This window comes from Xenorhabdus anantnagensis (assembly GCF_028598555.1).
GTDB classification, from domain to species: domain Bacteria; phylum Pseudomonadota; class Gammaproteobacteria; order Enterobacterales; family Enterobacteriaceae; genus Xenorhabdus; species Xenorhabdus anantnagensis.
On sequence record NZ_JAQRFN010000010.1, the window covers coordinates 134,907 to 157,967 of the forward strand.

Below are 23,061 nucleotides of genomic sequence, written 5' to 3' on the forward strand. Positions count from 1 at the left end.
TTAGGGCTTTTTTATTGCCCGTTAGTATTCGTTTAGTATCGTTATAACTCGATAGTTTTGGTAGTATGTTTGGTAGTAAGTCGGCTACACTACAAAAACACTTACTACCAAAACTTAAATACCCAAGTGTCCAAGAGAAACTCATATATATAGTTAAGTTTTTTGCAAAAAATGATGTCCCGCTGTCCCGAAACACTTAACAATATGATTTATAAATATTAAATGGCGGGACGAGCCTGTCCCAGACATATTTTCTCACACGTCCCAAAACTTAAAAAATTACCATTAACCAATTGATTTAAATATAAAAAATACAACAGGGACGCTTAGACACCGAGGGACGCAGTACAAGGTTAAAGAGGTAAAAAGTTAGTAGTAACAGCCCAACTACACCAATAAACCGCTACTACTACCAACGGAAAACGCTTACTACTACCACAGAGAACACTTACTACTACGGTTAGAGGTGCCCGATGCCTAAAAAGATAACACCGCTTTCCCCTACAACGGTATCTAATGCCAAAGCCAAACTTGATAGCAAAACAGGTAAGCCTAAAGACACGATCTACCGTGACGGGGATAATTTAGAACTCCTCGTAAAAGCATCAGGCATTAAGCTCTGGTATTTCCGATACTACAAACCCTTCACCCAAAAGCGCACGATGATTGCATTTGGTGAATACCCCTCTATCAAGCTGGCTGACGCTCGCCGACTCAAAGACGAAGCAAAAGCGATGCTGGCTAAAGATATTGATCCTGTTGATTGGCGTAAACAGCAAGCAGCGGCAACACAGGAAGAGAACAGCAACACCTTTCGGAATATTGCTACCCGCTGGTTTGAGGTAAAGAAAACCACTGTCAGTGAAGATTACGCCAAAGATATCTGGCGCTCACTGGAAAAAGATATATTCCCTAAACTCGGTGATGTACCAATATCAAGCCTCAAAGCGCCTATGCTGGTGGAAGTGCTCAAGCCGATTGAAGCACGGGGCAATCTGGAAACTATTAAACGCCTGACGCAAAGAACGGTAGAGATCATAGACTATGCCATGAATTTAGGCGTTATTGATGCTAACCCTTTTACTACTGTCAGCAAGGCATTTCCTAAACCAAAGAAAAAACATAACCCGACCATTCGACCCGAAGAACTCCCCGGATTAATGCAAGCACTCTCCGTTGCACAGGTAGAACGGCAAACACGTTTAGTCATTGAGTGGCAACTATTAACGGCTGTACGCCCAGGGGAAGCGGTAAAAGCGCGTTGGTCAGAAATAGACTTTGAAAATAAAGTCTGGAATATACCCGCCGAAACGATGAAAACATCGCACGCTCATACTGTGCCTTTATGCCAACCGGCTTTAGATCTGCTTGAAATTATGAAACCTATTAGCGGGCATAGGGAATTTGTCTTTCCACACAGATCCACCCCAAATACGCACATGAACAGCCAGACCGCTAATATGGCGTTAAAGCGCATGGGGTATCAGGATATGCTTACTGCGCACGGCATCCGCTCAATTGTCAGTACCGCGATGAATGAGCAGGGTTTTATGCCCGATGCCATAGAAGCGGTATTGGCTCACAGAGAAAAGAACTCTGTCCGGGCAGCGTATAACCGCGCCACCTATTTAGAACAACGCCGGGTTATGATGGATTGGTGGGGGCTGTATGTAAAAGGCGCAGCAACGGGTGATTTAACGGTAGCCGGAAGTGTCAAAGGATTACGCATCGTAGGAAGTGATTACTATGTCGGATGATATTTTTATTCTTGAGAATGTAAATGCAGCACTCAAACATTACTCTATTGGAAATGGTATCGAAAACGGTTTATATCCCCACTCCCCGGCTTATTGGTGTGCTGAGAAAGTATCCAAATTAACCAATGATGAACGAAAAGCAGCACTGTTCAGGTTAAGTGTATGGGATTTGATTGATGTTGCTACTGTAACCATAACAAAACTCTGTCAGTCTGGCAGTGATGCTTGGCAGTATTCTATAGTCGAAACACTGGCAGACAGCAGTAAGAATGACTTACTGGTCAGCGCATGTGCTATATGGGGATGGGGGCTAACCGTGAAGTCTGATAGTACCTCATATCACCTAGCGGCCTCTAATCTTGTCTTTGCGGTTTTGGCACAAGAGCAATATGACAGTGATACATTGCATGAATTTGAAAATCTGGATATCAAAAATGCCCGGCGGAAAGCGGGAAAGATCCGCAGTGAACAACGAGACGGTGCGCTTAAAGATCAATGCATAAAATGGGCAGAAGATATTACCAAAGCAAAAGACTACATCGTTGGTAAAGAAGAGCTAGCCGAATCAGTTTATGACAAATATGTTACTTTTATTATCGAGAACCCTAAAGGCACTGATAATTACACTCTCCTGCACCCCATAGATAAACGTGGTATACACAGGCCGCAAATGGAAGATTACAGAACCATCTATAAATGGGTATCACACCTTACTCTGGGGAAACGGGCGAGGAAAAAGAAATAAGCCGGATTGCTCCGGCTCTCTTATCACTCAAATAGCTTACCTGCATCTATTCTGTAAAATCGGCGCTGGTCTTTATAACCAAGTGGATCACGTTTCTTAGGATTATAAACGGTACGGGGTTTACCGTTCTTGCCTATTTCCTCAGTTACACCAATAAGTACACCTTTTTTGTGTAGAGCGGCAATTGTCGTATCAAGATTGCAACCTGATAAAGCACGCTCTTTCAATGCTTCGGGCGTAACCCAATAAATACGCGATGGGAGGTTATTATCACTAGGTGTTGATTTATTGCTAGAATCAGCCAAATCAACAAACTCCTCATCAGAGGAAATAATATAACCATCAAAGGGATCTATATTTCTTCCGCTATTAGAGGAAGAGCGAAAACGCGATTCAGCATACGAACCAAGATACAAGCATAACCGCTCAATACCATTTGCTGCTTCCAAATCGCCAGTAGTCCCCCTAATATCTACATAGGCTTTGAAGCACTCACCTACGCAGCGTAGCGATTCCCCTGTATCCCATCCAGTAATACCCCATTCCGTCGCTAGCTCTCCCGCAGCAGCACATAGAGCAAACCGCTCTAATACTCGGTCTAACTGTGCTCCTGCATCGTCTGGCCTATAGCTTGACTTAAACTCAGTGATTAACTCTCGCAAGCGATCAACCAACTCCGAACGGGTAGAAGCGGTAAGCTTTTCAAGCCATGAGATACCGGCACAACCATAATATTTCGTTGTTAAAGCATTCAGCGAATCAGCAAATTCTTTTGCTGTGCCTGAACCGTGGAGGGTATCAAAAACGCCATTTTCATCGCTTACTATTGCTGGTATATCCACAAAGCGAGCTTGCTGACCTGCGGCAACGCTTTCACCCGAAGCCTTAAGATAACTTTCGAAAGCATATTCGCTTGATGCCAGCACCAGAGTTCGCCATTGTAGCGTTTCACGCAAAGTAACGTCTTTTGTGCCTCGTGCCTTTCCCTGCCCAAGAGCCAGCATATAAGCAACCTGACCCACCAGCTTAGGGTTAACGCTTTTCAGTTCATCCAGGATTAATGGTAAGTCATTATGCGCTGTGGCTAATACCTCGATCCCGACTAAGGTAGTATTGCAACTATGGGAATAACCACCTGTCGTTGCACCGCTCCCCCATACAGAGGCCGCGACATGCTGAGCCGTACTTTTACCTTTGGTTGAAGCCCCTTTCAGGCTGAATACACCACCATCAACTCCCAATATATTGAGTAAAGGAGCAGCAAAAGCAACACAGAGAGAAAATACTAACCGGGTATTACCGGCGCATTTCGCGCTGATATGTTTCTGCCAGTCGTCAAGAGATTCTGATTGCGCTAACTGGCTGCGTTCGCTCTTTTTACGCCCGGATAATTGGTACATTACTTTGCTGGTGGAGCTGCCTATTGTGCTTTCAGGCAGTACAAACAGGCGACCATTAAACCAGCCCGTGGAGGGGGCTAAGGTTATGCGCTCTTTTGCCGTTGTGATATTCAGATACCCCAATAAATCACGGCTCATGCCAGTACCAATATATAACCCTAATCTCGCCAAACTCTGAGGAATATCACTACCGGGCTTATGCAATTGCTCATCGGGTACAATGAATTGCTTCGTTTCCCTATCCTTGTCTTTAAATGAAATCAGCTTTCCCCAGTTATCGCTGTATACATCGCGGGTTAATCCCAGTACTGAGAACGGCGCGGATATCTTCCGAGCTACAATACTTTTTGCCTTACCTTTCCCCTCTTCAATATTCTTCATTAGACCGTCCTCGGTCATATAAAAACCGACTTTTTCCAAAGCCATATAAGGTCGAAGAATTTGGGGGTTTTCCCACCCAAGCGAGGCAGCTTGCGAAAATATCCATTTATAACTGGTGAGATCAGCACGGGAAGTATCCCAAGTTGATTCAAAGTATTCCGCATCAAATGCCGCTCCACCAGCCTCAGACCATTCCAGCGCCAACTGATAGGCATTATCTTCATAGGGTGTGTTTTTCAAACTACCAAGAGCAGCGATAACTCTCTGCCAATTTTGTCTGCCACCCTCTGATATCGCCAGCATCGCGGGGGAAAATAGCGCAGCATGTAAATCAGCTAATGTATGCTCATCCACTTCAAACCAGCGTTCTAAATCGGCATCACTATCATAATGCTGTACAGGCCGAGGAGTTGCCTTCGACACAAGCGGAGCCATTGCAAGATAGTTCTCTACGTCTGCCAATTCGCCGTCTAAACGGTGAATAATCGCATTAGTCACATCCTCCCCGCTTTTCGTTTTCCGGTGTACGGCGTTAACTATTGGCAAATAACATTGTTGCTCGGCACGATAGACAGACTCATCCCACCCAATGACAGGAGTCCACTCGCTGATCAAATCCTCTTCCGCGATTTGCTGTATCGCCGTTTCTATTTCATGGGCTATCATCTGGCAGACATGAATACCCACAGTGCGATCTACCTCAGAATCCAAGATAATAACAAAACGACAACGCGGAGCATCTGCGGTATAATTGAAAGTCGTATAGAGTACACCTTTAAACGTCTTTTTTAAGTAACTGACTAACGCATCAAACGTCTTGGGGCTGTCAAAACTATCGCAGTCAAACGATGCAAAGCGGCGTTTAGCCGCTAATGCTGAAAGCCTCCAGTTTTTGATACCCTGAAACTTCTCAGGGTATTTTTCTTTTGGGTCTTGGCCTTTTGGGTGTTCCCCCTGTTCCATTGCTGCACAAAAATATTGTTTCTTCTTGGCAGTCGCCGTATCAGTTATTAATTGCTCAATGAACTGATCTGTATTTTCGGCGCATCGTTGCTCAGGGGTAATATCGTATACATCCCGTCCACGGGAATAGTAAATTTTATCTGCCATTATTTGCCCTTACCCAAGTCACACATTCTCTTTGCCTCTATACCATGAAGTTTTTTCAATCTACGGCGGGTATGCCGGTTTGTGGCATAAGTTCCCGTTTCTCCATTAAGTGAAACTGGGCTGTTAATCATTGTTTGAAGATCTAACCGATCTACTTTTTGCTGGCATTCAATTAAATGAGTAAGGCTTGCCGAAGAGCGATGTTTACGCGGCATAATTACCCCCTTTAATAAAACTTTTTGGACGCGGTAAAGTGATAGTTATTTTGGGATGTGTTTTAACCATGTTATTTATCCTCCTGTCCACGGGTATTAAGACGGGATGCTATATATTCATTAACTTCACTTGCTGCCCATCCCACACGCCTTAACCCCAATTTCACAGACTTTGGAAATTCAGGTGTTCTTTTTAAAAACTCATGAAAGCCACTATCAGATTTATAGTGCAGTGCCGCTTTTACTTCTTTTTTAGTCAGCATCGATTCACTAATAGCCATTGCATTTTCTCCTGCGTTAAACGGTCATAAACGGATATAAACGCAAGCAACATAACCACTAAGGAAATAACAAATAAGCCCTTTACATGTGCAGACTGTAATAAGAAATACACTCTGCATATGCAGGCTGTAACAACAAAACACAGAGAGCCAATATGTAATTTTCTACGTATTGGCTATTATTCCGTGGAGGGGATGAGTGTTTATTTCGCTCTAAATTTGTAATGAGCTTCTTTTAGCGTTCGCGTTTATAACCGGTATGACTCAACTACCGGTTCCCTTTCTTTTTATTCTTCTTCCCTTGCTTACGCTTACATTTTTTAGACTTGGTTCCGGTATGCTTTGAGCCACCACTAAACAACATAGTTTTATGACCTTTAACCAACTGGGCACGTGGAGCATTTCGAGTCATGTTCTTTGTGAGTTTTCGACTACGTGATTGAGCCTTATTTTCTTCAAACGCCGCGATTGTTGACACAACTCTTGGCTCCTGAAAGTCTTCCCCGAAATCGATTTCTTTAACCATATCCATGACTCCCCCTGTTGTACCGATCTGCTTGTTCTCACAATCACTAACTGTTTCAGCTACAAAGCTGGTGGATTTAGATTTGTTCATCAGTGCATCACCCTCGGCTTGTTGGCTGCCATCTGAGGTAAACCCTCTTCAATAAAGTCGCGATGCAGATCGAACATGACTTCTCGACCAAAATCAGAAAGTGCTGCGCCTTGACCGGGGAAGCCCGTTAGCATATGCCAATAGAAGCTGGCAGCGTTCTCTAACCCTTGCTCGTGCCCGAATCGCCCAATCAACGCGCCCTCAACATTATTTTCCAATGCAGAACATTCAGTAGATAAGAACAGTGGAAGTATCACCGGGGAATTTTCCAGCTTAAAAATGGCGTTGCCGTTGTGCTTTTCCCTTTGCTCAATAATCCAGACATGCGCCACCAGCCAACGAAAGAAACGAATATCACCGACAGCTTGCCCCTCTGGATGTGTGGTTAGCCATGCCATCATTAGCTCTAAAGCGACATCACTCTGGTAGTCCCATTCTCCACCATTCACCCGGTCTAAAATAGATGTCACTGGCAGAGAAGCTACTATCATCTCTGGGCTGTTTTCGGATTGGCTGTACAGCGTCACAATGTCGTTTTCGATAACCGTTCTGTAATCAAGCATATTGCACCTCATTAGCATGGGTAACACAGGGGGCAGCCTCAGCCGTCCAGTAAGCGCTTTTGGCGTTGTCGGTATGCAGTTGTAAGAGTTGTTGCGCGTATTCCAGTAAATCGGCCTCGATATCCCTCGCTTCGGGGTCTAATCGCAGGTACTCCACGGCTTTAAGAAATACCGCAATAGGCTCCATCAGGTCGGCTGGGTGGGCATAGATATTTGCTAATGAACGATCAGACATGGCGCACCTCCTGAACAGGCAGACGGCCAGCGAAGAGCAGGACGAAATCACGTGAAAGGGCAGAACGGGCGTTGTGCTCGTCAGCGGCAATAGCCTCTATACGGCTGGGAATAGCGTCTAAATCTGCACGTTTGATGCTCAGAAACACGAATTTGAAATGAGTTGGGGTAGGGATAGTCGCCATAGTTGCGATCTCCTTGTACTTAGTAAAGGAGTCACCACCTGAGTTCTCACGCTCGGAAAGGGCGGTGACGCTAACAGAGGTGAGAATACTGGCGTACAAGGAAACCAGCCTACCTTTCGGTAGCTCTGAAAGCGCCACCATTGAATACGTATAGGCGAATACCGCCTTAAATGGTAGGTGCTGCGATGCTGTGACACAAAAAAAGACGCTTGGCGCGTCATGTGTCGCCTTGTACTCTTTACTCAGGTTCTCACGCCTGACACCAGATTTTGCTGATGCAGGGTCAATATAGCCAAAGTCCACCAGCAAAGGCAAGCACATTTTATTGAATAAAGATATTAATGTGATTGCTCCTATAGCTTTCCTCGGTTATCAGCAGGTAATCAATTGTTCTGTTTCAGCCCAATTAAGCCTAATCAAAAGGTTATTGATATATTTCTAACTTACCACCAATGGTGGAAGTATTGCCGAGGAATGCCTAACTAACTGAATAGACTTAATTCCGTGTGCTGTACGGAATCACGTTGCTGGTGGATTTACGGGCAAGATATGAATATGCAGCTTGGTTCAGAACAGCGCATGGAAAGATACACCTAACCCTTTGATATTCTCAGAAGCCTGCATTGCAGGAAGCCGGGCGATATGGGAATTTCCATAACGGTTCAAACTCTGCGTTTCAGGGTGTTTGAACTTTATCAATCGGTTATGAGGTCGGGTAAAAGTTTTCCGCGACCCTGTGAGCTAAACCCTAAAAAGGGCTTTGTATTGCCCGTCATACCTGAGCTTTGCCCCTGCAGGTTGGTGGTGTTTGGCGAAACATTATTATTACAACAGCCAATACGATCAGACTACTGAGTTTCATTATTGTTGTATTAATTGGATAAAAAACAATAATGAGAATCGCTTACATGGAATGTTATTGAAATAGAGTCGACAACATAAATTTTCTTATTTTTAACATATTACACAATTAAAAAAGAGAGGGTTTTATGAGAATAACGAATCTTTCAAATAATGCTGTTTCTGTTTGTGTTAATAAATGGAGTAAACATGGAGATACGGATTGGTACAGGTATACCCCTGGTTCGGGTGACACTTGGGATCGTAGCGATGAACGGGGTTTTATAATGGGTATTATTAAGAATGGAGAAAGAAATTCTTATTTTATATTTGCTAACAGTAATGTCTTCATCTATGAGGATTACATTGAAGACTTTGGTAGAAAAATAAAACCAGCAACAGACCGCTACCTCTCATAAAACGTAATCAAAGATGCCCACGTATTCTTCTGTACTCTAAGTGGGCATCACGCCTTACCATACTGAATATATTAACCCTACCGCCATATTTGGCGGTAGCCGTTCGCGCAGGTATACGGGCAATGGGTAGGCTTTTTACTGTTGGGCGTTTAATGCTGAACTGGACAAATTCTCCCTGTTACCGTGGAAGCCATATATTAGGTCTATTTCTAATGGTTCGTCCAACACCTCCAGGCACCCAAGAATAAAACTTTCAGCCACCAGCATACGCTTTCTGACTTCGCTTTCACTAAGCTTGAACTTGCGGCCAATCGCACGTTTAGACATGCCGCTAACGTAGTGGTGCTCGATAAAATCACACTCCTGAGACATACCGACAGTACGCAGCTTGGCAACACAGCCATCAATGACCATCCCGTCCTCGTCACTGCACGATAATTTGTTGTTGCTGGTATAAGTCACCGCGTCTTTAAATCCAGCAGAAACAGACTTCCAACCAATGTTAACTCTCCCCTGCACTACCCACCCGCCCCAATGCAATAGTATTTTCTGCATATCTCTGTGCATGATCTTTTATCCGCTTTGATTGTACTATGTAACTAGTACATATTAGCATCGGTTGGGGGTATAAGAAATAGATGCTCCAACTTTGGACTATGCTGATTTGAAAGGGCTTTTACTTCATTGGAGTAGAAGACAAGCCGTAAACAAAAGTTGGATTACCCTGATTTCAAAGGCCTTTTTAATTATCGTGAATCGCGAGAATTAAGCCTTATCAATAGCTTGCCGGGGAAGTGCTCATCGGGTTGGCTAACGGGCAAGTAATAATGATCGCGTTTTTGCTTCATGAGTAGAAACAGAGAGTTATCTGTAATTATGATGGTTGGTTTTTCAACCATCAATATAACCTATTGATTTAGTTTAATTCTAGCGAATCGCTAGAATTAATAAGCCCCTCGATTTTAACTGCCGGGATATCGGTAGTTTCCCCGGCATAAGGTGCTTATCTATTTGATATTGTTCGTAACGCAAGTTTGCTTTACGGATAACTGTTTGATTTTCATCATGAGGCGGGTTTTGGATCATGGTCAATTTCTTGACCATCAATATTAGCCGTTCAGCCTGTAGTATTTCACCCTCAAAGCAGGGCTTGATAAACTATTCCCTCACCCTTCTATAAACTAAATAACATCGATTACAAACTATGCAAAACGGACTTGTTAAATTAGCGACGGATACCCGAACAGTATTCGAGAAAGAGCACCAAAAAATAGACGATATGGGAATCCCTTTCTTTTATAGCTTTCCTAAAAACGCTTGCTGGGGGTCTTCTATCCTCGTCAGTATGGCTGTACAGCAATTTTTCCCCGATACCGATATTAAAATTGTTCTTGGTGGCAATCGAAAAAATGACGATTTCCATTATTGGTTGGAAATTGACAAAAAAGTCTATGACCTGACTGTTGACCAATTTATATCTTGGATAGACGAACAATATAATTGCCCTGATAAACCTATCTACGCAGAAAAGAAACATCCGCTGGCAAAATACTTTTTCTACAAACAGCGTTTTTCTCCGGTAGAAGCCTATTCAATTTGTTACAAGCAACATGCAAATGAAAGAGACGTTATTATTGCATATAGCTTTTTGAAAAATGAGCTTAACAAACTAGGCTGGGATATGCCGAGGAGTTGACACATAAGGCGGAATTCTGCCTTAACTCTTTGGTTAGGTTTAATTGCTCCGAAGCAGAGGAATCAGCACGCCGCCCGTAGCTCAATATCGAGCTACGGTTAACCACATGATTATGCTCATGATTCAAAAATTGGATCATCTCTGAGAGCAAAGAACACCGCCGAACGGTTCAATGAAGCTATGAGTAAGCAAAAGCGCGAGCCAACATCATTCAATTTTTTTCACATACCACTACAGTAAACTACAGAAAAATATTAACCGTTCCTAAACTACATCAAACTACTGGACTTGAAAGCCAAGAGACTACGCCCGGCGAAAAATCCCTAATGGATGGAGTAGCCAGACAGAAAAGAGGCCTCGATGTAGAAATTTTTCTCCTACAGACCTAAGCAAGAATTCCTGCTTAACTCTACCGCTAAATCTGGTATAGCCGTATAAACGCAAAAAGTGTTGCTCATTTCCGGGGAGGGCTTTATTGAAGCATCGGGACACCTATATTAGGTGTCGTCCCACTCTTGTCCCTCGTTTATACTGAATATGCATTTTATAAAATACCTATAACTATATAATATATATTATATTTTTATATTTATATATTTATATAAATAAGTAAGGGACACAGGGACAGCGGGACACATAAAAATACTGTTTATAAATATGAGCATATACAGCTAACCCCCTCCTCGGTCAAAAAGCAATCGCAAATGTTTTTGGTAGTAAGCTTGGTAGTAACAGGCCAATAATTAATTAATAAAAACATTATTTATCAATTAAGTACATAACCAGTTCAAATTCCGCCAGCTCAAGCAATCAGAGTGGTACACGCAGAAGAAGATAACTCATCGAAGCAATCAATTTCAGTTTCCCTTTTCCCTCAAAGCCGCACACACGCTGACTTCTTTAAAGTAATGTGGCTTTGTCTCGTGATCCACTCAACCCACGTAAAATAGAATTTTCCTTTTAATATTATTTAGTTGTATTTTTTTCCGTGATCCTCTTTTGATCCAAAAACTGAAATCCCCTGAAAAGCTTTTCACACTTTTCAGTTTACTATTTCTTCCACACGGCCAGTATTGGTGCGCTCCAGCGGTTCCCTTTGCAGGATTTTAAAACTGAAATAATTTTTTGATCCAAAACGTGCAGGCGGGTGCGGTGTAGTGCGTTTTACATCAGGTTTACGTTTATTTCGTGGGAATTGTGCGGCATGAGCGCAACGCAGGGACGCGATCCAAATTAATCGCAGAATAAAGCCAGCAGGTTTATGTGTGAATGGCGCTGTGTGCGTTTGGTGGCGTTATACAAAGGATAATAATTTGATGAATAGAGAATATTAATTGTGCACCTGAAATGTTAAAGGCCACCGGGCGGTTAACCCGATGGCCTTATCTACGTTTCCGTTATTCTATTTTAGGAATGTACGGATCAGTTCTAAAAACGCTACTAACGCTTTGAGAACAATGATTGCAGTATCAATAAATGCTTTCACCCGTTTGCTCCTGTTAAGGAGCGCGACTAAACCAGCTATTGCCTTTACACTGCCTGTCTGGTTGGTCATCGTAATTGTTAGTTTAGATGTGTCGCACTCTGGCCGAGGCACTGAAACCAACACCACTTGTATTTCAGCCAGGGCTTTGATACATCCCGTAAAATTTACGAAATGTTGAATTCCTTTTCTAAATAAAATACGGCCACAGTGCTTATCCAGCTAACAAGCATAGATTATAGGTTTATTTCAGGATGATTCAATCAATTCAAGTGATAAGCAGATAAAAACAAAAAAACCAACTGGTGAGGTTGGTTTTTTTGTTTTTACCCTTGGTGTAGGGTAATTGTCTGTATGCTATACGAGATTGGTAGCCTCGGTTCTAGCGCGACACATCTAAACTAACATCTTCAGTCTAATGCCTGTAGCATAAAATATCAACCTATGGTATGGCATAAAAAACCCCATACAATTGATCGGTATTAGCACGACATCTCTAAGCCAACATTATCACTCTACTGCCTGTCATGCTGGATATCAACCCACGCAGATGGAAAAGAGAAGTGATACTTACCCAATCACAGGCGAATACTTTTGTTTCAGCCCATCCGATTTATCAGCCGTGTTCCTTATCGCGCTGGCGTTCTCCGGTGTGCCAGTGTTGTGATGGGTATGGGCGGCGGTCAGTTCCGCCAGTTCCTTCACCACATCCAGCGTCTCTAACATCAGGGTCATCACGTTAAGTTGCTGGCTACCTACCCAAACCACAGGCGCAACAATTTCTTGCCTGACTCCGGCGATACTTCGCTTAAGCAGACCAATTTTCTCTATCAGCGTTTGGCCGACGTCGATATTGGCTTCTTTCCCGACACTGGCAACAAAATTTGATGAAGTCGCCACGCTGTAGTCACCCTCTGCGATTTGCTGAACAGCCCCCGCCAATAGTGTGGACGTTCCCAAAACGGTAGTTTTATCCGTCGCCTGTACCGTGGTTTCCCGGGCAACCACCGTGCGCGTTTCCGTGTCTGCCTTAACTTCACGGTGCATGGACGATTCATTAATGGTCTGGTCAGTCTGGCGTATCCAACTGCCCTCCTGCGTCACGCGCTGCGACACCTCTGACCCGTTCCGCCCTCGAACGCCATCTCAACCACGGTGCCAATGGGCGGATACTGGAACATCCCCGATTCACCGCCCGCCATCGGCAGGGGCAGAGGGACGGCATGATAAACCGGGGCGGCGGCGTCTTTACCGTCCGCATCCAGAATTGCACATCAACTGCATAGCGCGGGCGGAACGGGTCAGAGATATCGCCGCTGGCCGTGTTTTCGGTGTGTGTCTCTATGCGGGCAAATTGGGGTAAATGCAACCCGGCTGATAATTCGGGGTAAACCGCATCAATCTGGCGCTGCGTAGGCGTCTTGGTTTCCAACTGACCTGCTGATATCCATGTAATTGTCATGTTCTCATTGTTCAGATTGACCTTGCTCAGCCGTTGCTGATTAACCACAAAGCCGGGACGCAATGATTGAATCATGGGGATTGTCATGGCATTGCCAGCGGACTGGCTTTGGCTGAATTCATTGGGAATTTCGACAGGTTTTTCGGCAAACAGCGAATGCGCCCAACTGCCGACATACACCGAACCATCCGGCAACTGATGCCAGATATAATCCTCAATAGCAAAGACCTGTCCCAGATTCGCCAGCAACTGATAGCCCGTACCGTTATGGGTATAGTGCGGAATGGGCTTATCGGTATAAGGCACCTCCGGCAAGATGAACATCAGTCCGCTGTGTTCCTGCAACCAGTCAACAATCTGGCGCAGGGTGGGGTGCTGAAATGAGCACGGCCACGGGCGGTCAAACACGCCGACCAGCTCACGCACAAACAGGCGCTGATAGCCGTTCTGGGCAGGCTGTGCGCGCTCCACATAGCCCGTAAACCAGCGCAGCACCAAATCAGTGTAACCCACATCCAGTCGTACCAATTTTCCGGTGTAATCAGTAGTCGTTTCCGCCGTGATAAAGCCCCGGCCACAGGATGACAGTTCCAGCATAAGATTGGCGTCAACCACATGGACTTCATCGCCAGACAGGTAAAGCCGGTTAATCGGTTTCATTCTTTTGCTGGCGCCAAGCGGTCGTTTAACGGTTTGAGCCATTCCTTCTCAAAATAACTGAGTTTTTCATCCCCTTCGGCTAACGATTCTCCCGGTTTCATCGTTTGTTTTTTCGCGCTGATTTGGTTCATGGAACGGGCGTCGCGTTTTTCCGCCACGGACAGATGTTCCCGTAAGGTAAAAGTCACCTGCCATGCCTGCTTGCCGTCTACCTTACTGGCATCAATCGTGCCCGTAAACGTACCGATGCGAAAATTGATGGCCTGTGCGGTCAGGTTGGCGACCCGGTAGCGTTTCAGGTTACCGCCGTCTTTGGCTTCCGCCAGTGCAAACAGACGCGAGAGGGTTTTCTGTTCAGTAAAGGGAATAATGCCCGTGATACGCAGATCTTTCGGCTTGATGCCCTGTTCAGCGACGGCAGTACTGGAAGACTGGCCGCTCTGGTCTTGATCCTGAAACATCACAGAGGGCGTGACGGTCAGGCTTTTTAACGGAATAGCCTCGCCATCAAGGGCGAGGGTGATAATCTGGCTCATGGTGCAGCATCCTTTCTAATGGGCGGATATCGTCCCCGGCAAACAGGATCGCCAGCGTGTAAACCGCGTCCGGTTCGGGGATGTTCTTACGTAACTTCTCCGCCACGTGTGCGCCGTTCCCTTTCCCTGAGAACGTCCAGACACTGGCCGATTTATCCTTGATACTGCTCAGGGCATCCGTCACGTGTTGCAAGGCATTCTGCCTTGCCGTGGCAAACTCGCTTAATTGTGATTTTAATCCCGCAAGGCTGCTGCCCGCGCTGGCTTGCGCTTTGGCCTGTTCAATCAATTGGGCATTGACGGCCAAGCGGCTGGTTGCAGTTGACAAGGGCTGCGGCAACGGTAAACCACCGCTCGGTTTGCCCGGCAATTGCATTTTGGTAATAGCCAAACTGTCTGCCGTTGTTGCCATGCGCGTAACCTGTGCAAAAACCGGAAGCGGCAACACCGATGAAAATTGCGTGAGGTGTTGCATAAATTCATCGTGGGTTTTGGCGCACACCATCAGTATCAGGCTGTTGATATTTCCTGCTCTCATCACTTTATTTGCCAGAGTATCAATGGCGTTGGCCGGGCTTAGATAACGGCCGCTGTCGGTCTGTTGCCCTACGCCATAGAGAAACGGGTGAACGGGCACGATGGCGACCGATATCCCCGATAAAGTCGGGGACAGTTGCAGGGTTTTATGCTGCCAGTGCATTATGCGGGTTGCTCCGGCCAGTCAATATCAGGAGAGGCCGAACAATCTACACGGCTAAGTAATACTCTGTAACGGCGCCATTTAGTTAATACAGATTTATTTGCATTAGTGGCGATACCTAAATCAACGGCATCCAGCAATGGTGCAATTTTTTCGCCAGCCACATTCATTAGATATTGTTTTTTCGATTCAGTTTGGCTTTACAGTTCTTCCGGTGTATATGCCCGTGGTATAATCTTTCCATTACGATATTGCCAATCGCCATAGATATTAATCCCTTCAGGAACACTATTTTTATCAGCTTCTGCAATAGACAAACCATCAGGAAATAGCGCTGATACATCAAATGATAGCGAACGAATAACACCCGCACTGTCAAACAAAACCTTGAGGGTATCGGAGGCAAATTGCGCCTGAGAATCATACCAATCAAGCCCGTTCTCACTGATTAAATAACCTGAGATTCGTTTAAGAAGGGAACTAAAGTGCCTGAGGCACGATCAACGTTTTTGTCAAAGAAAACAAATCGTGGAGCCCCTCAGGCATGGTTAATTTAGAAGAACTTTACTGCTGCGTCGATGACTTTTGCCAAAAATTTATCCCTCTCTGGCATCAACAGCTCATTGAATGTGGATTACTCAAACGGCACCGCGAAGCGTCCCTTTCTCTCAGTGAAGTCATGACGATCCTCATTTTATTCCACATGGGCCATTATTGTAATTTTAAAATGTTTTATATTAAACATGTAAAACAATATCTTAAAACCGACTTTCCCGGGTTGGTCAGCTACACCCGTATGTTAACCTTAAAGCAAAGGGCGCTCATTCCTTTATGCGCTTTTCTTTCGTCACGCAAGGCTAAAACCCAAGGGATCGCTTTTATTGATCCCACCAAAATTGCCGTTTGTCATAACCTTCGCATTCCCCGTCATCGGGTATTTGAGGGGGCAGCACAACGAGGAAAAACCAGTACAGTCTGGTTTTATGGCTTTAAACTTCATTTGGTTATCAATGATTGCAGTGAACTTTTGGCTGTGAAATTAACCGCAGGAAATAAGGATGATCGTCATCCAGTCAACGCGCTGGCAAAAGGGTTAACGGGGTATTTATATGGCGATAAAGGATATTTATCACAGGCGTTATGCGATGAGTTGGAAGCGGAAGGGATCACGTTAATCACAAATGTCCGCAGTAATATGAAAGCAAAAGTGTTATCCCTTTGGGATAAGTTGATGTTACAAAGGCGATTTCTGATAGAGACGGTCATCGACCAGCTCAAAAATATTTCTCAGATAGAGCATTCAAGGCATCGCAGTCAGCTCGGTTTTCTGCTAGAAATCGCTGCCGGTCTCATTGCTTATACATTCCAACCTAAAAAACCGAGCTTGAATTTACGGGAGACTGATATTGCTATTCTTAAACGAAGCTGAGGTTTATTAAAAAAGTGACATATTATCCATTCACCGCTTAATGTGACAGAACCTGTTATTTCCTGGGGTTGACGATAAAAGGTGCATCGTTCAACAAACTTGAATCAAGGATTTCCCACCACAGATATTGCTCGGTGCGGATTTTTTCCCATTCAGGATCCTTGCAGAGTTTCGACACCGCCCTGCGGTATTGCCCCCAAGCTGCTTCATCGGCGAATGCAACGTAATGTTCCAGGCAATGGACATTATCGCCAATAGTGCGGACATACCAACGGCGTTCTCCAGTCATTTTGAGTGTGTGGTAGAACCATTCGTCACGTTTTTCCACCCAGTGCCAAAATGCAGCCATATCCAAATGGGCTTTTTGTGTCGGTTTCAGTAAATACATCAGATGCAGCATAAGGTTCTCCTTCAATTAAGCAGCGCCCAGTCGTGGGTCAGATGTGTGCCGAACTGTTGTTGGTAACGCTGGTAAAAAAGGTGGTTATAGTCTTTACATTCGCTTATTGATAAGGGGGCGGTATTTTCGAACAGCAACAGTGCTGCTAGCGGCTCTATTTTTGCACCACGCCGCGTTTTGGCTCTAAGTGCAGAAATGGACAGCCGACATTCACGGATACCGTTTTTCGCCGCATAATCTAACGAGCAGTAATAGGTCAGCACGAAATAACGAAAGTCGTTATCGTCTATCTGATAATTTGAACCGTAATAACGGGCATGAAGAGTTTCACCAAAACGGTAGAAGATGGTTACCCCTAGAATTTGCTTGTCGCGCTTGGCTACGGCAGCAATGGCAGCGTCGATGACCGAGGATTTTTTTTGTCCATCAAATATGCGCTGCATCCAGTCAATACCTTGATGGCTACCGTATTTTTCCCGGTTGTTGGCAATAAGTTTTACCGCCACCTCCAGTAGATAATCGTCCAGTTGGCACCATTCTACCCGATTCCCTAAGCGGGAAAAGGTGGCCAGTTCTGCGTTGGTTCTTACCCTTTGGTGGGAGCGTAATTGTTGTAATTGCGAACCAAGCCCACCGGCCGGTACAGATAGGGTCGCTTCCCCTGAATGCATCAATACCCGAGCATGGGGATAGTAACGAGCAACCTCCAGTGCCTGCTGCAGCGGCATAAAAGGCATAATAGTTGCGTAATATCCCCGGTTCCCGGCCAACTGGGCAAGCATTTCAGCCATGGTCGACAATGTTTCACCACGGCGCTCCCCCTGTACGCAGGGGATTTCATTGTGCGTGGAACGGCGGGCACCGCCCCACAAGAATGGTTGTTGCCAAGGACCTTCCAATCCGGGGAAGTAGTCTGGCAAATAGAACAACCCGGACTGATCTTCGCCATCCCAGAGGGCGCAACCGCCTAGCAATCCAGTATTGCCGTACAGAGTAAAAACGTCCCCCTTGCCCAAGGCGTAATCCAGCCCACCTAACCAGCCGTGGCTGTGAAAAAAGTCATTATCGGAGACCAACGCATCCCACTCATGCCGGTCGATATGCTCAATGCTGGAAACTAAAGGGGAGAAGGACGGCTGGCCAAAACTGATTAACATGCCTTCCCCCTGATACATTCAAGAATGGCGGCATGCGGGCATTGAACATAGGATGAAAGATTCGGGATCTGGGGGTTGGCCGACACATTCAACGGTTTCCAGTTTACAGTCTGAAAACCGACCTGTTGTAGCGCATTTTCCAGTGTCGGACGCGACCAATAGTAGGCCTGTATATTGATATCGTAAGGTGGCTGGCAGATGTGAAGCCGAAGGGAACTCCCGTCCGTGCGCGGCTGCACTTCAATCAGACGAAAGCCAAAGGGGCGATAATATTCGGGATCTGAATTGAAATCAGGGTGGATAGGGAGTGTGAGCAGCCGACCCCCCGATTTTAACACCCTGGCCATGGTTTGGCTCATCGCCATTAAGTCCTTGTAGTTAGCCGCATAAGGCATCACATAAACAGCAAGGACTATATCGAAATATACGTTGTAATCTTCATTAATCTTTGAAATATAGTGAATGCCGCGCGACTCTTTTTCCTCACGTCGACGGGCATAATTAAGCATGCCTTCGGAAATATCATGGCCGACAATGCGTTTTGCTCCCCGCTCATTCAACCAGCGTGAAATTACGCCAGGCCCACACCCGAAATCCAGCACATTTAAACCGGAGAGATCCCCAAGTAATTTTTCTAATGTTGGAAGCTCTAATTCCTTACGATAAGGCCAAGAAATCATTCTTTCATAGAGTCCTGCGTACTTATCAAACGTTGCAGGATCAAATTTAGGTAAATTGGCCTGTTTTTCCTTGGCAGATGAAAAGTCCGAAGATTGAGTTGAACGCATAATAACTCACCAATTACTCATGATAGTACAATGAATTAACAGTTTAATCTCTTACGGCTTCGCCTATTTTTGCTCAAGGCAGATCTGGGCCGGAAAGAGTAAGATCTGTCACCATTCCCCGGAGTAAATTAAAGAGAGAGAGAGAAATTAAATCTTCCTGATGACGTACGATCCGTATTCTATGGCTACATTCAAACCAATATACCTGAACTTCGTATAAGAAAGGAACTAAAGCGCCTAAGGCACAATCACAGTTTTTGTCAAAAAAAACAAAATAGTGGCGGTCTTCAAGCTATGGTTACTTTAGAAGAACTTTACTGCTGCGTCGATGATTTTTGCCAAAATTTATGCCTCTTTGGTATCAGAAGTTAAGCGAGAATAGTCGGGATTTAAATTCTTAGCCATCACCCGGGTTAATCGACACATCTACCGGGCAATTGGGGGAAAACGCGGAGAGGGTACTGGGGTTATGTCGCATTAACGGAACATCAGGTAAGCTCCCCTGTTCTTGAGCGAGTCCAGAACGATGTCCCTGATCCGAAACGCGTTTAAACACCGCCATTACCCTGTTGATATCATGGCCCAATGTGTCCGTTGGTATCTCGCTTATGCGCTGAGCTTGCGCAATCTGGAAGCAATGAGGGCAGAACGGGGGCTCTTCGTCAACCACGCCACATCGCTGGGTGTTACGTCTGGTGCCCCTGCTCAGCAAGGTTTTCCGACCACGCAAAAAGCCCGTTGGCTCCCGATGGCGGAGGGATGAAACTGATATCAAAGTGACAGGTCAGTGGAAAACGGCAGACCCGCCGCACTCACCCGACTCAATGCCGGGAAATCGCCGCAGGAGGTGAACGGTTATCCGTGGCTGAACAATTTTATCGTTTGGCAGTATAAAAAACAAACATACCTCATTATCGCTCAGGCTGATTCATTTAATGCGACAGAACCGTCTGTTGCACATTCCCATCGTATATTGATCTGTTCGTCGTTCTTGCGAAAACTAGTTATGCCTCGCGGAGTGTTATTTTTATTATTCAACCACCAGGGATTTTGGTGATGTCTCCAACCTTTTGAGTTATTCATGATTATGTTCCTTATTGGTTTATTTATCGCTTATATTCGTTTTTTACCTTTCCACAATTATTTTTTCACATGCAAGATATAGGTCAAAATATCGCGGGATTTCGTTCCGAAATTCTTAACAATAAACTTTTATAATCAAGCTGTTACGGTGTAAATTGGAACGGGACATTTCGGGATGTGATAATGTAGGCGTAAAAAAGCCCAGACTGGCTGGGCTTTACAGGGGCTTACTCGTATTGTTCAATGATAACCCGAATAGCCTCATCAATTTTGTCCTGTACTTCTTTGCTGATCCGGCTCAACTCGTGGGAAACCTTTCTTTCGCGTTGGTTTTCTTCCGTGCATAAACGCGGCGGTCATCAAACGTTCTGAGGGCTTCGGTTACTGGCTTGTTAGTCGCAGGCTGAGCGCATAGCTCAGATACCACCGGACGCATTGGCAATAATATCAGTGGGATAATGCAGGCGTTTGAACGTTTTTCGGATAAGGGGCATATCGGGTTCCATCCTGAGTTTTCACAACGATAAACCAAAATGCACGTTAATGCGACAGAACCCGGCTGGTTATATATCAAGGTTTAGCCTCTTAAATAATAATGGCGTTTTTTGTAGATTGCTGCAATATTATGCTAATAATTGAAACTACACGGACGGTATGAAAATGAGCAATCCTTATTGTGTTGTTGATGAATTAGGTTTTCCTCGCTTTGACGGCGTTGATTTTCTCAGATATAAGGCTCTACCGAATAATCCAAGGTATGTCACAGGAGAAAGTTATTTATGGGCTTATAAGGCGGCTTACCTGCAATATAATACAGAGCGAATAAAAAAATATGCACATGAGGCAAATATTCCGGTGCTTTTGCTGGCGGGCGTCGCCGTTGCTGAGGCAGGCGGTACACCCGATAGATTTAAAGCGTACGGCGTTCTGCAAATAAGACAGATGTTTTATGACACCTTTAATGGCAATAATAAAAAATCAAATGCCACCTCTGTGGGAGTGTTAGCCATCCAGTTAAGGGCAGCGGCTGAGACATTACGGATAGATCCTTCTACACTTACAACCACTCAGCAACTGCAACTTTCAAATTGCCTGTTAACTGATGATTTCAATATCAGAATTGTGGCATATCATTTAAGGGATTTAATCCACTTTGATAATCCTGATCTAAAAAATACAAGCCTGTTAAGTGATGAACAACTCATACTGGCTGGTTCCAGATATAACCGAGGAATAAAAAGAGATAAAAATGACATCATAAAATCAATCTCCTCGCCAGTTGGATCGCCAGACAGGGAATATAGCTCTTATGGCAGGAGAATTTTAGAAAAGAAAAAATCAATATATATGATCATGGATATTAAGGATGAATAAAAAGTTAAGCAACCTACTTTATCTAGTATATTATGTGTTATGCCTGCCAGTCATCTATTTATCCTCTTTTTTTGAAGAGGAAGCCTATATAGATGGTGTTGACATCAAGAACGCATGTGTGGCTCATAGGGCGCTTGTGGTTGATGATATCAGGGATGTGACAGCACCTATAGCGGCGTTATTCATCATACCATTGCTTTTTATCGCGGTGAAATTGAAGTGTAAATCATGGCTGGTCAATGTCATGGCATTATCATTAATCGCATATTGGGCATGGCGATTTTTTATCAGGATAATGCTGTGTTAACCCCTCCATAAGCGTTCAGAGGGGTTTTCGCATCAATAGACTCTATCTTCCCAGAAGCTATAACCCGACGTTCCGGCAGCGTGATGTTGCCATGTGATACTTTTATATTTAATAGAAATCATTTCTTCTGGCTGATGATTGTTGTGATTTATCGAATGAGGGTAATTAACATTTACCCTTTCGATAGATGCGCTTTTTAATTTCACGGAGTAATATAATTCATTCCCACCAGAAATGGATGTTCTGTAAAAGAAAAATTCGACTTCCAGTTCTTCATTATTATCTATTGCCACTCCCAGCAAGGGAGAGGATTTATCTATGGGTTTAATGAATGAGACTGGCCGATGATTTACATTACTCATTCTTGTTATTTCATGTTCAAAAGAAAGGATTAGCACTTCATCTTCATGACCCGCCTGATATTTATTGCCGATGGAATCAGCGGTAGAACACCCCGCAGATATCAAACCTTGTTTCTTTCCTTTTATCGTTGCGTATATTAAATTAGCCACACAAACTCCTTTCGATTATTCCTGCAATAAGTAGAGCTAATAATACAAAAACATCCCACTATAACGGGATATAAAAAAAATCAAACGGCTAATTTAATTTTTTTCACTTCTTTAAATTTATCGCTAGCGGCAGCTCCATGCACAGTAAACAGGTGCGTTTATTATTAAGTTCTCAAGAAAAATTAATTGCAAATTGATCACCATAACCTTCCAATAGCGTATTTAGCTCATACTCCATTGTATCTTGAGTCCAGGTGATAAAACGTCGCCAGTGGTATTTGGCTTGTTTCTAGACGATTTCAATCAGATTCAGCTCTGGGCTGTAGGCGGGAAGATAAAATAAAAGCATATTGTGCTCTTGTAACCAGCGATGTCTGATTTTTTCCGCGATCCCATGGTGGATACGCGCATTATCCAGCACTAAAAAAGTCAAACGGTTGTCTCCTTGTTTGGCGACCTGCTCTAAAAAATCAATCACATCAGCTCGCGTAATACTGCCTGAGGTTGTCTGGTAAAACAGCGTGTTGTCCGTGTAATTTAACGCCCCCAGAACTGACCATCTGCCATGGGCTGAGGCTCAGTCTCATGGGGGTTACCCCGTGGACTCCAGCCATATTGCACCGGAGGAGACGCGGCAAAACCGGCCTCATCAAAATAGACCAGACGGTAATGGCCTAATTGTGCCCCGGCCTTAATTTTGCTCAGCAAGGCGGATTTTTTCACAAACG

Annotated in this window: 26 protein-coding genes and 5 pseudogenes; 8 read left to right on the forward strand and 23 right to left on the reverse strand. The window is 44.6% G+C overall.

The annotated features are described in order from the left end of the window. Positions 1–473 precede the first annotated feature (473 nt). Together PSI14_RS10090 and PSI14_RS10095 are read left to right on the forward strand one after the other, a co-directional pair. Positions 474–1,757, forward strand: coding sequence for an integrase domain-containing protein (locus PSI14_RS10090; protein ID WP_273575773.1), 1,284 nt, complete (start codon positions 474–476; stop codon positions 1,755–1,757). Then, positions 1,747–2,502, forward strand: a complete 756-nt coding sequence (locus PSI14_RS10095; protein ID WP_273575774.1) for a hypothetical protein — start codon at positions 1,747–1,749, stop codon at positions 2,500–2,502. Before PSI14_RS10090 ends, PSI14_RS10095 begins: the two co-directional genes overlap by 11 nt. A gap of 23 nt (positions 2,503–2,525) precedes the next feature. On the opposite strand, the gene PSI14_RS10100 is transcribed toward PSI14_RS10095, so the two are convergent. The 7 genes from PSI14_RS10100 to PSI14_RS10130 form a co-directional block, all read right to left on the reverse strand. Next, entirely contained in the window at positions 2,526–5,393 is a 2,868-nt protein-coding gene (locus PSI14_RS10100) for a DUF927 domain-containing protein (RefSeq protein WP_273575775.1), read from the reverse strand. Then, positions 5,393–5,608: a hypothetical protein gene (locus PSI14_RS10105; RefSeq protein ID WP_273575776.1), complete on the reverse strand. Its 216-nt coding sequence runs from the start codon at positions 5,606–5,608 to the stop codon at positions 5,393–5,395. Before PSI14_RS10105 ends, PSI14_RS10100 begins: the two co-directional genes overlap by 1 nt. Positions 5,609–5,679: 71 nt before the next feature. After that, the gene (locus PSI14_RS10110) at positions 5,680–5,889 is read right to left on the reverse strand and encodes a helix-turn-helix transcriptional regulator (protein WP_273575777.1); all 210 of its coding nucleotides are present in this window, start codon (positions 5,887–5,889) and stop codon (positions 5,680–5,682) included. A gap of 268 nt (positions 5,890–6,157) precedes the next feature. Then, entirely contained in the window at positions 6,158–6,505 is a 348-nt protein-coding gene (locus PSI14_RS10115) for a hypothetical protein (protein ID WP_273575778.1), read from the reverse strand. Then, on the reverse strand, positions 6,505–7,068 hold the full coding sequence (locus tag PSI14_RS10120) for a hypothetical protein (protein ID WP_273575779.1): 564 nt from the start codon (positions 7,066–7,068) through the stop codon (positions 6,505–6,507). Before PSI14_RS10120 ends, PSI14_RS10115 begins: the two co-directional genes overlap by 1 nt. Next, positions 7,061–7,303: a hypothetical protein gene (locus PSI14_RS10125; protein WP_273575780.1), complete on the reverse strand. Its 243-nt coding sequence runs from the start codon at positions 7,301–7,303 to the stop codon at positions 7,061–7,063. The genes PSI14_RS10120 and PSI14_RS10125 overlap by 8 nt, the downstream gene beginning before the upstream one ends. Then, on the reverse strand, positions 7,296–7,808 hold the full coding sequence (locus tag PSI14_RS10130; protein ID WP_273575781.1) for a host cell division inhibitor Icd-like protein: 513 nt from the start codon (positions 7,806–7,808) through the stop codon (positions 7,296–7,298). Before PSI14_RS10130 ends, PSI14_RS10125 begins: the two co-directional genes overlap by 8 nt. A 668-nt stretch (positions 7,809–8,476) precedes the next feature. Between PSI14_RS10130 and PSI14_RS10135 the strand changes: the two genes are divergently transcribed. After that, positions 8,477–8,746 (forward strand): hypothetical protein, encoded by a 270-nt coding sequence (locus tag PSI14_RS10135; RefSeq protein ID WP_273575782.1) that lies wholly within the window; start codon positions 8,477–8,479, stop codon positions 8,744–8,746. A gap of 135 nt (positions 8,747–8,881) precedes the next feature. Here PSI14_RS10135 and PSI14_RS10140 read toward each other — a convergent pair whose 3' ends face one another. After that, positions 8,882–9,313 carry an antiterminator Q family protein gene (locus tag PSI14_RS10140; protein WP_187651270.1) on the reverse strand — a complete coding sequence of 144 codons (432 nt, stop codon included), beginning with the start codon at positions 9,311–9,313 and terminating at the stop codon, positions 8,882–8,884. Between the two features lie 637 nt (positions 9,314–9,950). Here PSI14_RS10140 and PSI14_RS10145 point away from each other — a divergent pair. After that, positions 9,951–10,442 (forward strand): hypothetical protein, encoded by a 492-nt coding sequence (locus PSI14_RS10145; RefSeq protein ID WP_273575783.1) that lies wholly within the window; start codon positions 9,951–9,953, stop codon positions 10,440–10,442. Between the two features lie 1,402 nt (positions 10,443–11,844). On the opposite strand, the gene dinQ is transcribed toward PSI14_RS10145, so the two are convergent. The 6 genes and pseudogenes from dinQ to PSI14_RS10170 all read right to left on the reverse strand — a co-directional run bounded on the left by dinQ (position 11,845) and on the right by PSI14_RS10170 (position 15,666). Continuing rightward, positions 11,845–11,997 (reverse strand): damage-inducible type I toxin DinQ, encoded by a 153-nt coding sequence (gene dinQ / locus PSI14_RS20170; RefSeq protein ID WP_370688841.1) that lies wholly within the window; start codon positions 11,995–11,997, stop codon positions 11,845–11,847. 498 nt (positions 11,998–12,495) lie between these two features. Continuing rightward, positions 12,496–14,047, reverse strand: a pseudogene (locus PSI14_RS10150) (hypothetical protein). Then, complete coding sequence (locus PSI14_RS10155) at positions 14,044–14,583, reverse strand: baseplate complex protein (RefSeq protein ID WP_273575784.1); 540 nt, start codon at positions 14,581–14,583, stop codon at positions 14,044–14,046. Before PSI14_RS10155 ends, PSI14_RS10150 begins: the two are co-directional and overlap by 4 nt. Beyond that, positions 14,555–15,283, reverse strand: a complete 729-nt coding sequence (locus PSI14_RS10160; protein ID WP_273575785.1) for a hypothetical protein — start codon at positions 15,281–15,283, stop codon at positions 14,555–14,557. Before PSI14_RS10160 ends, PSI14_RS10155 begins: the two co-directional genes overlap by 29 nt. Further along, positions 15,283–15,468 (reverse strand): annotated as a pseudogene (locus tag PSI14_RS10165) (tail fiber assembly protein); the annotation flags it as partial. The pseudogene PSI14_RS10165 and the gene PSI14_RS10160, both read right to left, overlap by 1 nt. 15 nt (positions 15,469–15,483) lie before the next feature. Then, positions 15,484–15,666, reverse strand: a complete 183-nt coding sequence (locus tag PSI14_RS10170; RefSeq protein WP_273575786.1) for a hypothetical protein — start codon at positions 15,664–15,666, stop codon at positions 15,484–15,486. Positions 15,667–15,827: 161 nt separating this feature from the next. Between PSI14_RS10170 and PSI14_RS10175 the strand changes: the two genes are divergently transcribed. Then, a complete protein-coding gene (locus PSI14_RS10175) occupies positions 15,828–16,712 on the forward strand; it encodes an IS982 family transposase (protein WP_273575787.1) in 885 nt (294 codons plus the stop codon). Positions 16,713–16,767: 55 nt separating this feature from the next. Here the strand turns inward: PSI14_RS10175 and PSI14_RS10180 are convergent, their stop codons facing one another. The 4 genes from PSI14_RS10180 to PSI14_RS10195 all read right to left on the reverse strand — a co-directional run bounded on the left by PSI14_RS10180 (position 16,768) and on the right by PSI14_RS10195 (position 19,613). Continuing rightward, the gene (locus PSI14_RS10180) at positions 16,768–17,112 is read right to left on the reverse strand and encodes a hypothetical protein (protein WP_273575788.1); all 345 of its coding nucleotides are present in this window, start codon (positions 17,110–17,112) and stop codon (positions 16,768–16,770) included. 11 nt (positions 17,113–17,123) lie between these two features. Beyond that, on the reverse strand, positions 17,124–18,269 hold the full coding sequence (locus PSI14_RS10185; protein WP_273575789.1) for a peptidogalycan biosysnthesis protein: 1,146 nt from the start codon (positions 18,267–18,269) through the stop codon (positions 17,124–17,126). After that, positions 18,263–19,057, reverse strand: coding sequence for a class I SAM-dependent methyltransferase (locus tag PSI14_RS10190; protein WP_273575790.1), 795 nt, complete (start codon positions 19,055–19,057; stop codon positions 18,263–18,265). The genes PSI14_RS10185 and PSI14_RS10190 overlap by 7 nt, the downstream gene beginning before the upstream one ends. 397 nt (positions 19,058–19,454) lie before the next feature. Further along, entirely contained in the window at positions 19,455–19,613 is a 159-nt protein-coding gene (locus PSI14_RS10195) for a hypothetical protein (protein ID WP_273575800.1), read from the reverse strand. Here PSI14_RS10195 and PSI14_RS10200 point away from each other — a divergent pair. After that, positions 19,584–19,851: pseudogene (locus tag PSI14_RS10200) on the forward strand (transposase family protein); the annotation flags it as partial. The gene PSI14_RS10195 and the pseudogene PSI14_RS10200 overlap by 30 nt on opposite strands. A gap of 516 nt (positions 19,852–20,367) precedes the next feature. On the opposite strand, the gene PSI14_RS20175 reads toward PSI14_RS10200, so the two are convergent. Further along, positions 20,368–20,442, reverse strand: coding sequence for a hypothetical protein (locus PSI14_RS20175; protein WP_370688842.1), 75 nt, complete (start codon positions 20,440–20,442; stop codon positions 20,368–20,370). Between the two features lie 94 nt (positions 20,443–20,536). Beyond that, positions 20,537–20,634 (reverse strand): annotated as a pseudogene (locus tag PSI14_RS10205) (IS6 family transposase); the annotation flags it as partial. Positions 20,635–20,800: 166 nt separating this feature from the next. Here PSI14_RS10205 and PSI14_RS10210 point away from each other — a divergent pair. Together PSI14_RS10210 and PSI14_RS10215 are read left to right on the forward strand one after the other, a co-directional pair. Continuing rightward, positions 20,801–21,514: a hypothetical protein gene (locus tag PSI14_RS10210; RefSeq protein WP_273575797.1), complete on the forward strand. Its 714-nt coding sequence runs from the start codon at positions 20,801–20,803 to the stop codon at positions 21,512–21,514. Continuing rightward, complete coding sequence (locus PSI14_RS10215; protein WP_273575791.1) at positions 21,507–21,821, forward strand: YjeO family protein; 315 nt, start codon at positions 21,507–21,509, stop codon at positions 21,819–21,821. The genes PSI14_RS10210 and PSI14_RS10215 overlap by 8 nt, the downstream gene beginning before the upstream one ends. A 32-nt stretch (positions 21,822–21,853) precedes the next feature. On the opposite strand, the gene PSI14_RS10220 is transcribed toward PSI14_RS10215, so the two are convergent. The 3 genes and pseudogenes from PSI14_RS10220 to PSI14_RS10230 all read right to left on the reverse strand — a co-directional run. Next, positions 21,854–22,333, reverse strand: coding sequence for an Hcp family type VI secretion system effector (locus tag PSI14_RS10220; RefSeq protein WP_273575792.1), 480 nt, complete (start codon positions 22,331–22,333; stop codon positions 21,854–21,856). A gap of 289 nt (positions 22,334–22,622) precedes the next feature. Further along, positions 22,623–22,883 carry a transposase gene (locus PSI14_RS10225; RefSeq protein ID WP_306309261.1) on the reverse strand — a complete coding sequence of 87 codons (261 nt, stop codon included), beginning with the start codon at positions 22,881–22,883 and terminating at the stop codon, positions 22,623–22,625. Beyond that, positions 22,871–23,061, reverse strand: a pseudogene (locus tag PSI14_RS10230) (hypothetical protein); the annotation flags it as partial. The pseudogene PSI14_RS10230 and the gene PSI14_RS10225, both read right to left, overlap by 13 nt.

What these genes read in the sequence shown, in the direction of transcription:
- PSI14_RS10175 (WP_273575787.1), top strand. Translation starts at nt 15,828, where the DNA reads ATGGTTAATTTAGAAGAACTTTACTGCTGCGTCGATGACTTTTGCCAA.
- PSI14_RS10160 (WP_273575785.1), bottom strand. Translation starts at nt 15,283, where the DNA reads ATGCACTGGCAGCATAAAACCCTGCAACTGTCCCCGACTTTATCGGGG.
- PSI14_RS10130 (WP_273575781.1), bottom strand. Translation starts at nt 7,808, where the DNA reads ATGTGCTTGCCTTTGCTGGTGGACTTTGGCTATATTGACCCTGCATCA.
- PSI14_RS10215 (WP_273575791.1), top strand. Translation starts at nt 21,507, where the DNA reads ATGAATAAAAAGTTAAGCAACCTACTTTATCTAGTATATTATGTGTTA.
- PSI14_RS10090 (WP_273575773.1), top strand. Translation starts at nt 474, where the DNA reads ATGCCTAAAAAGATAACACCGCTTTCCCCTACAACGGTATCTAATGCC.
- PSI14_RS10155 (WP_273575784.1), bottom strand. Translation starts at nt 14,583, where the DNA reads ATGAGCCAGATTATCACCCTCGCCCTTGATGGCGAGGCTATTCCGTTA.
- PSI14_RS10185 (WP_273575789.1), bottom strand. Translation starts at nt 18,269, where the DNA reads ATGTTAATCAGTTTTGGCCAGCCGTCCTTCTCCCCTTTAGTTTCCAGC.
- PSI14_RS10125 (WP_273575780.1), bottom strand. Translation starts at nt 7,303, where the DNA reads ATGTCTGATCGTTCATTAGCAAATATCTATGCCCACCCAGCCGACCTG.
- PSI14_RS10190 (WP_273575790.1), bottom strand. Translation starts at nt 19,057, where the DNA reads ATGCGTTCAACTCAATCTTCGGACTTTTCATCTGCCAAGGAAAAACAG.
- PSI14_RS10110 (WP_273575777.1), bottom strand. Translation starts at nt 5,889, where the DNA reads ATGGCTATTAGTGAATCGATGCTGACTAAAAAAGAAGTAAAAGCGGCA.
- PSI14_RS10145 (WP_273575783.1), top strand. Translation starts at nt 9,951, where the DNA reads ATGCAAAACGGACTTGTTAAATTAGCGACGGATACCCGAACAGTATTC.
- PSI14_RS10095 (WP_273575774.1), top strand. Translation starts at nt 1,747, where the DNA reads ATGTCGGATGATATTTTTATTCTTGAGAATGTAAATGCAGCACTCAAA.
- dinQ (WP_370688841.1), bottom strand. Translation starts at nt 11,997, where the DNA reads ATGACCAACCAGACAGGCAGTGTAAAGGCAATAGCTGGTTTAGTCGCG.
- PSI14_RS10180 (WP_273575788.1), bottom strand. Translation starts at nt 17,112, where the DNA reads ATGCTGCATCTGATGTATTTACTGAAACCGACACAAAAAGCCCATTTG.
- PSI14_RS10210 (WP_273575797.1), top strand. Translation starts at nt 20,801, where the DNA reads ATGAGCAATCCTTATTGTGTTGTTGATGAATTAGGTTTTCCTCGCTTT.
- PSI14_RS10140 (WP_187651270.1), bottom strand. Translation starts at nt 9,313, where the DNA reads ATGCACAGAGATATGCAGAAAATACTATTGCATTGGGGCGGGTGGGTA.
- PSI14_RS10120 (WP_273575779.1), bottom strand. Translation starts at nt 7,068, where the DNA reads ATGCTTGATTACAGAACGGTTATCGAAAACGACATTGTGACGCTGTAC.
- PSI14_RS10115 (WP_273575778.1), bottom strand. Translation starts at nt 6,505, where the DNA reads ATGAACAAATCTAAATCCACCAGCTTTGTAGCTGAAACAGTTAGTGAT.
- PSI14_RS10135 (WP_273575782.1), top strand. Translation starts at nt 8,477, where the DNA reads ATGAGAATAACGAATCTTTCAAATAATGCTGTTTCTGTTTGTGTTAAT.
- PSI14_RS10100 (WP_273575775.1), bottom strand. Translation starts at nt 5,393, where the DNA reads ATGGCAGATAAAATTTACTATTCCCGTGGACGGGATGTATACGATATT.
- PSI14_RS10105 (WP_273575776.1), bottom strand. Translation starts at nt 5,608, where the DNA reads ATGCCGCGTAAACATCGCTCTTCGGCAAGCCTTACTCATTTAATTGAA.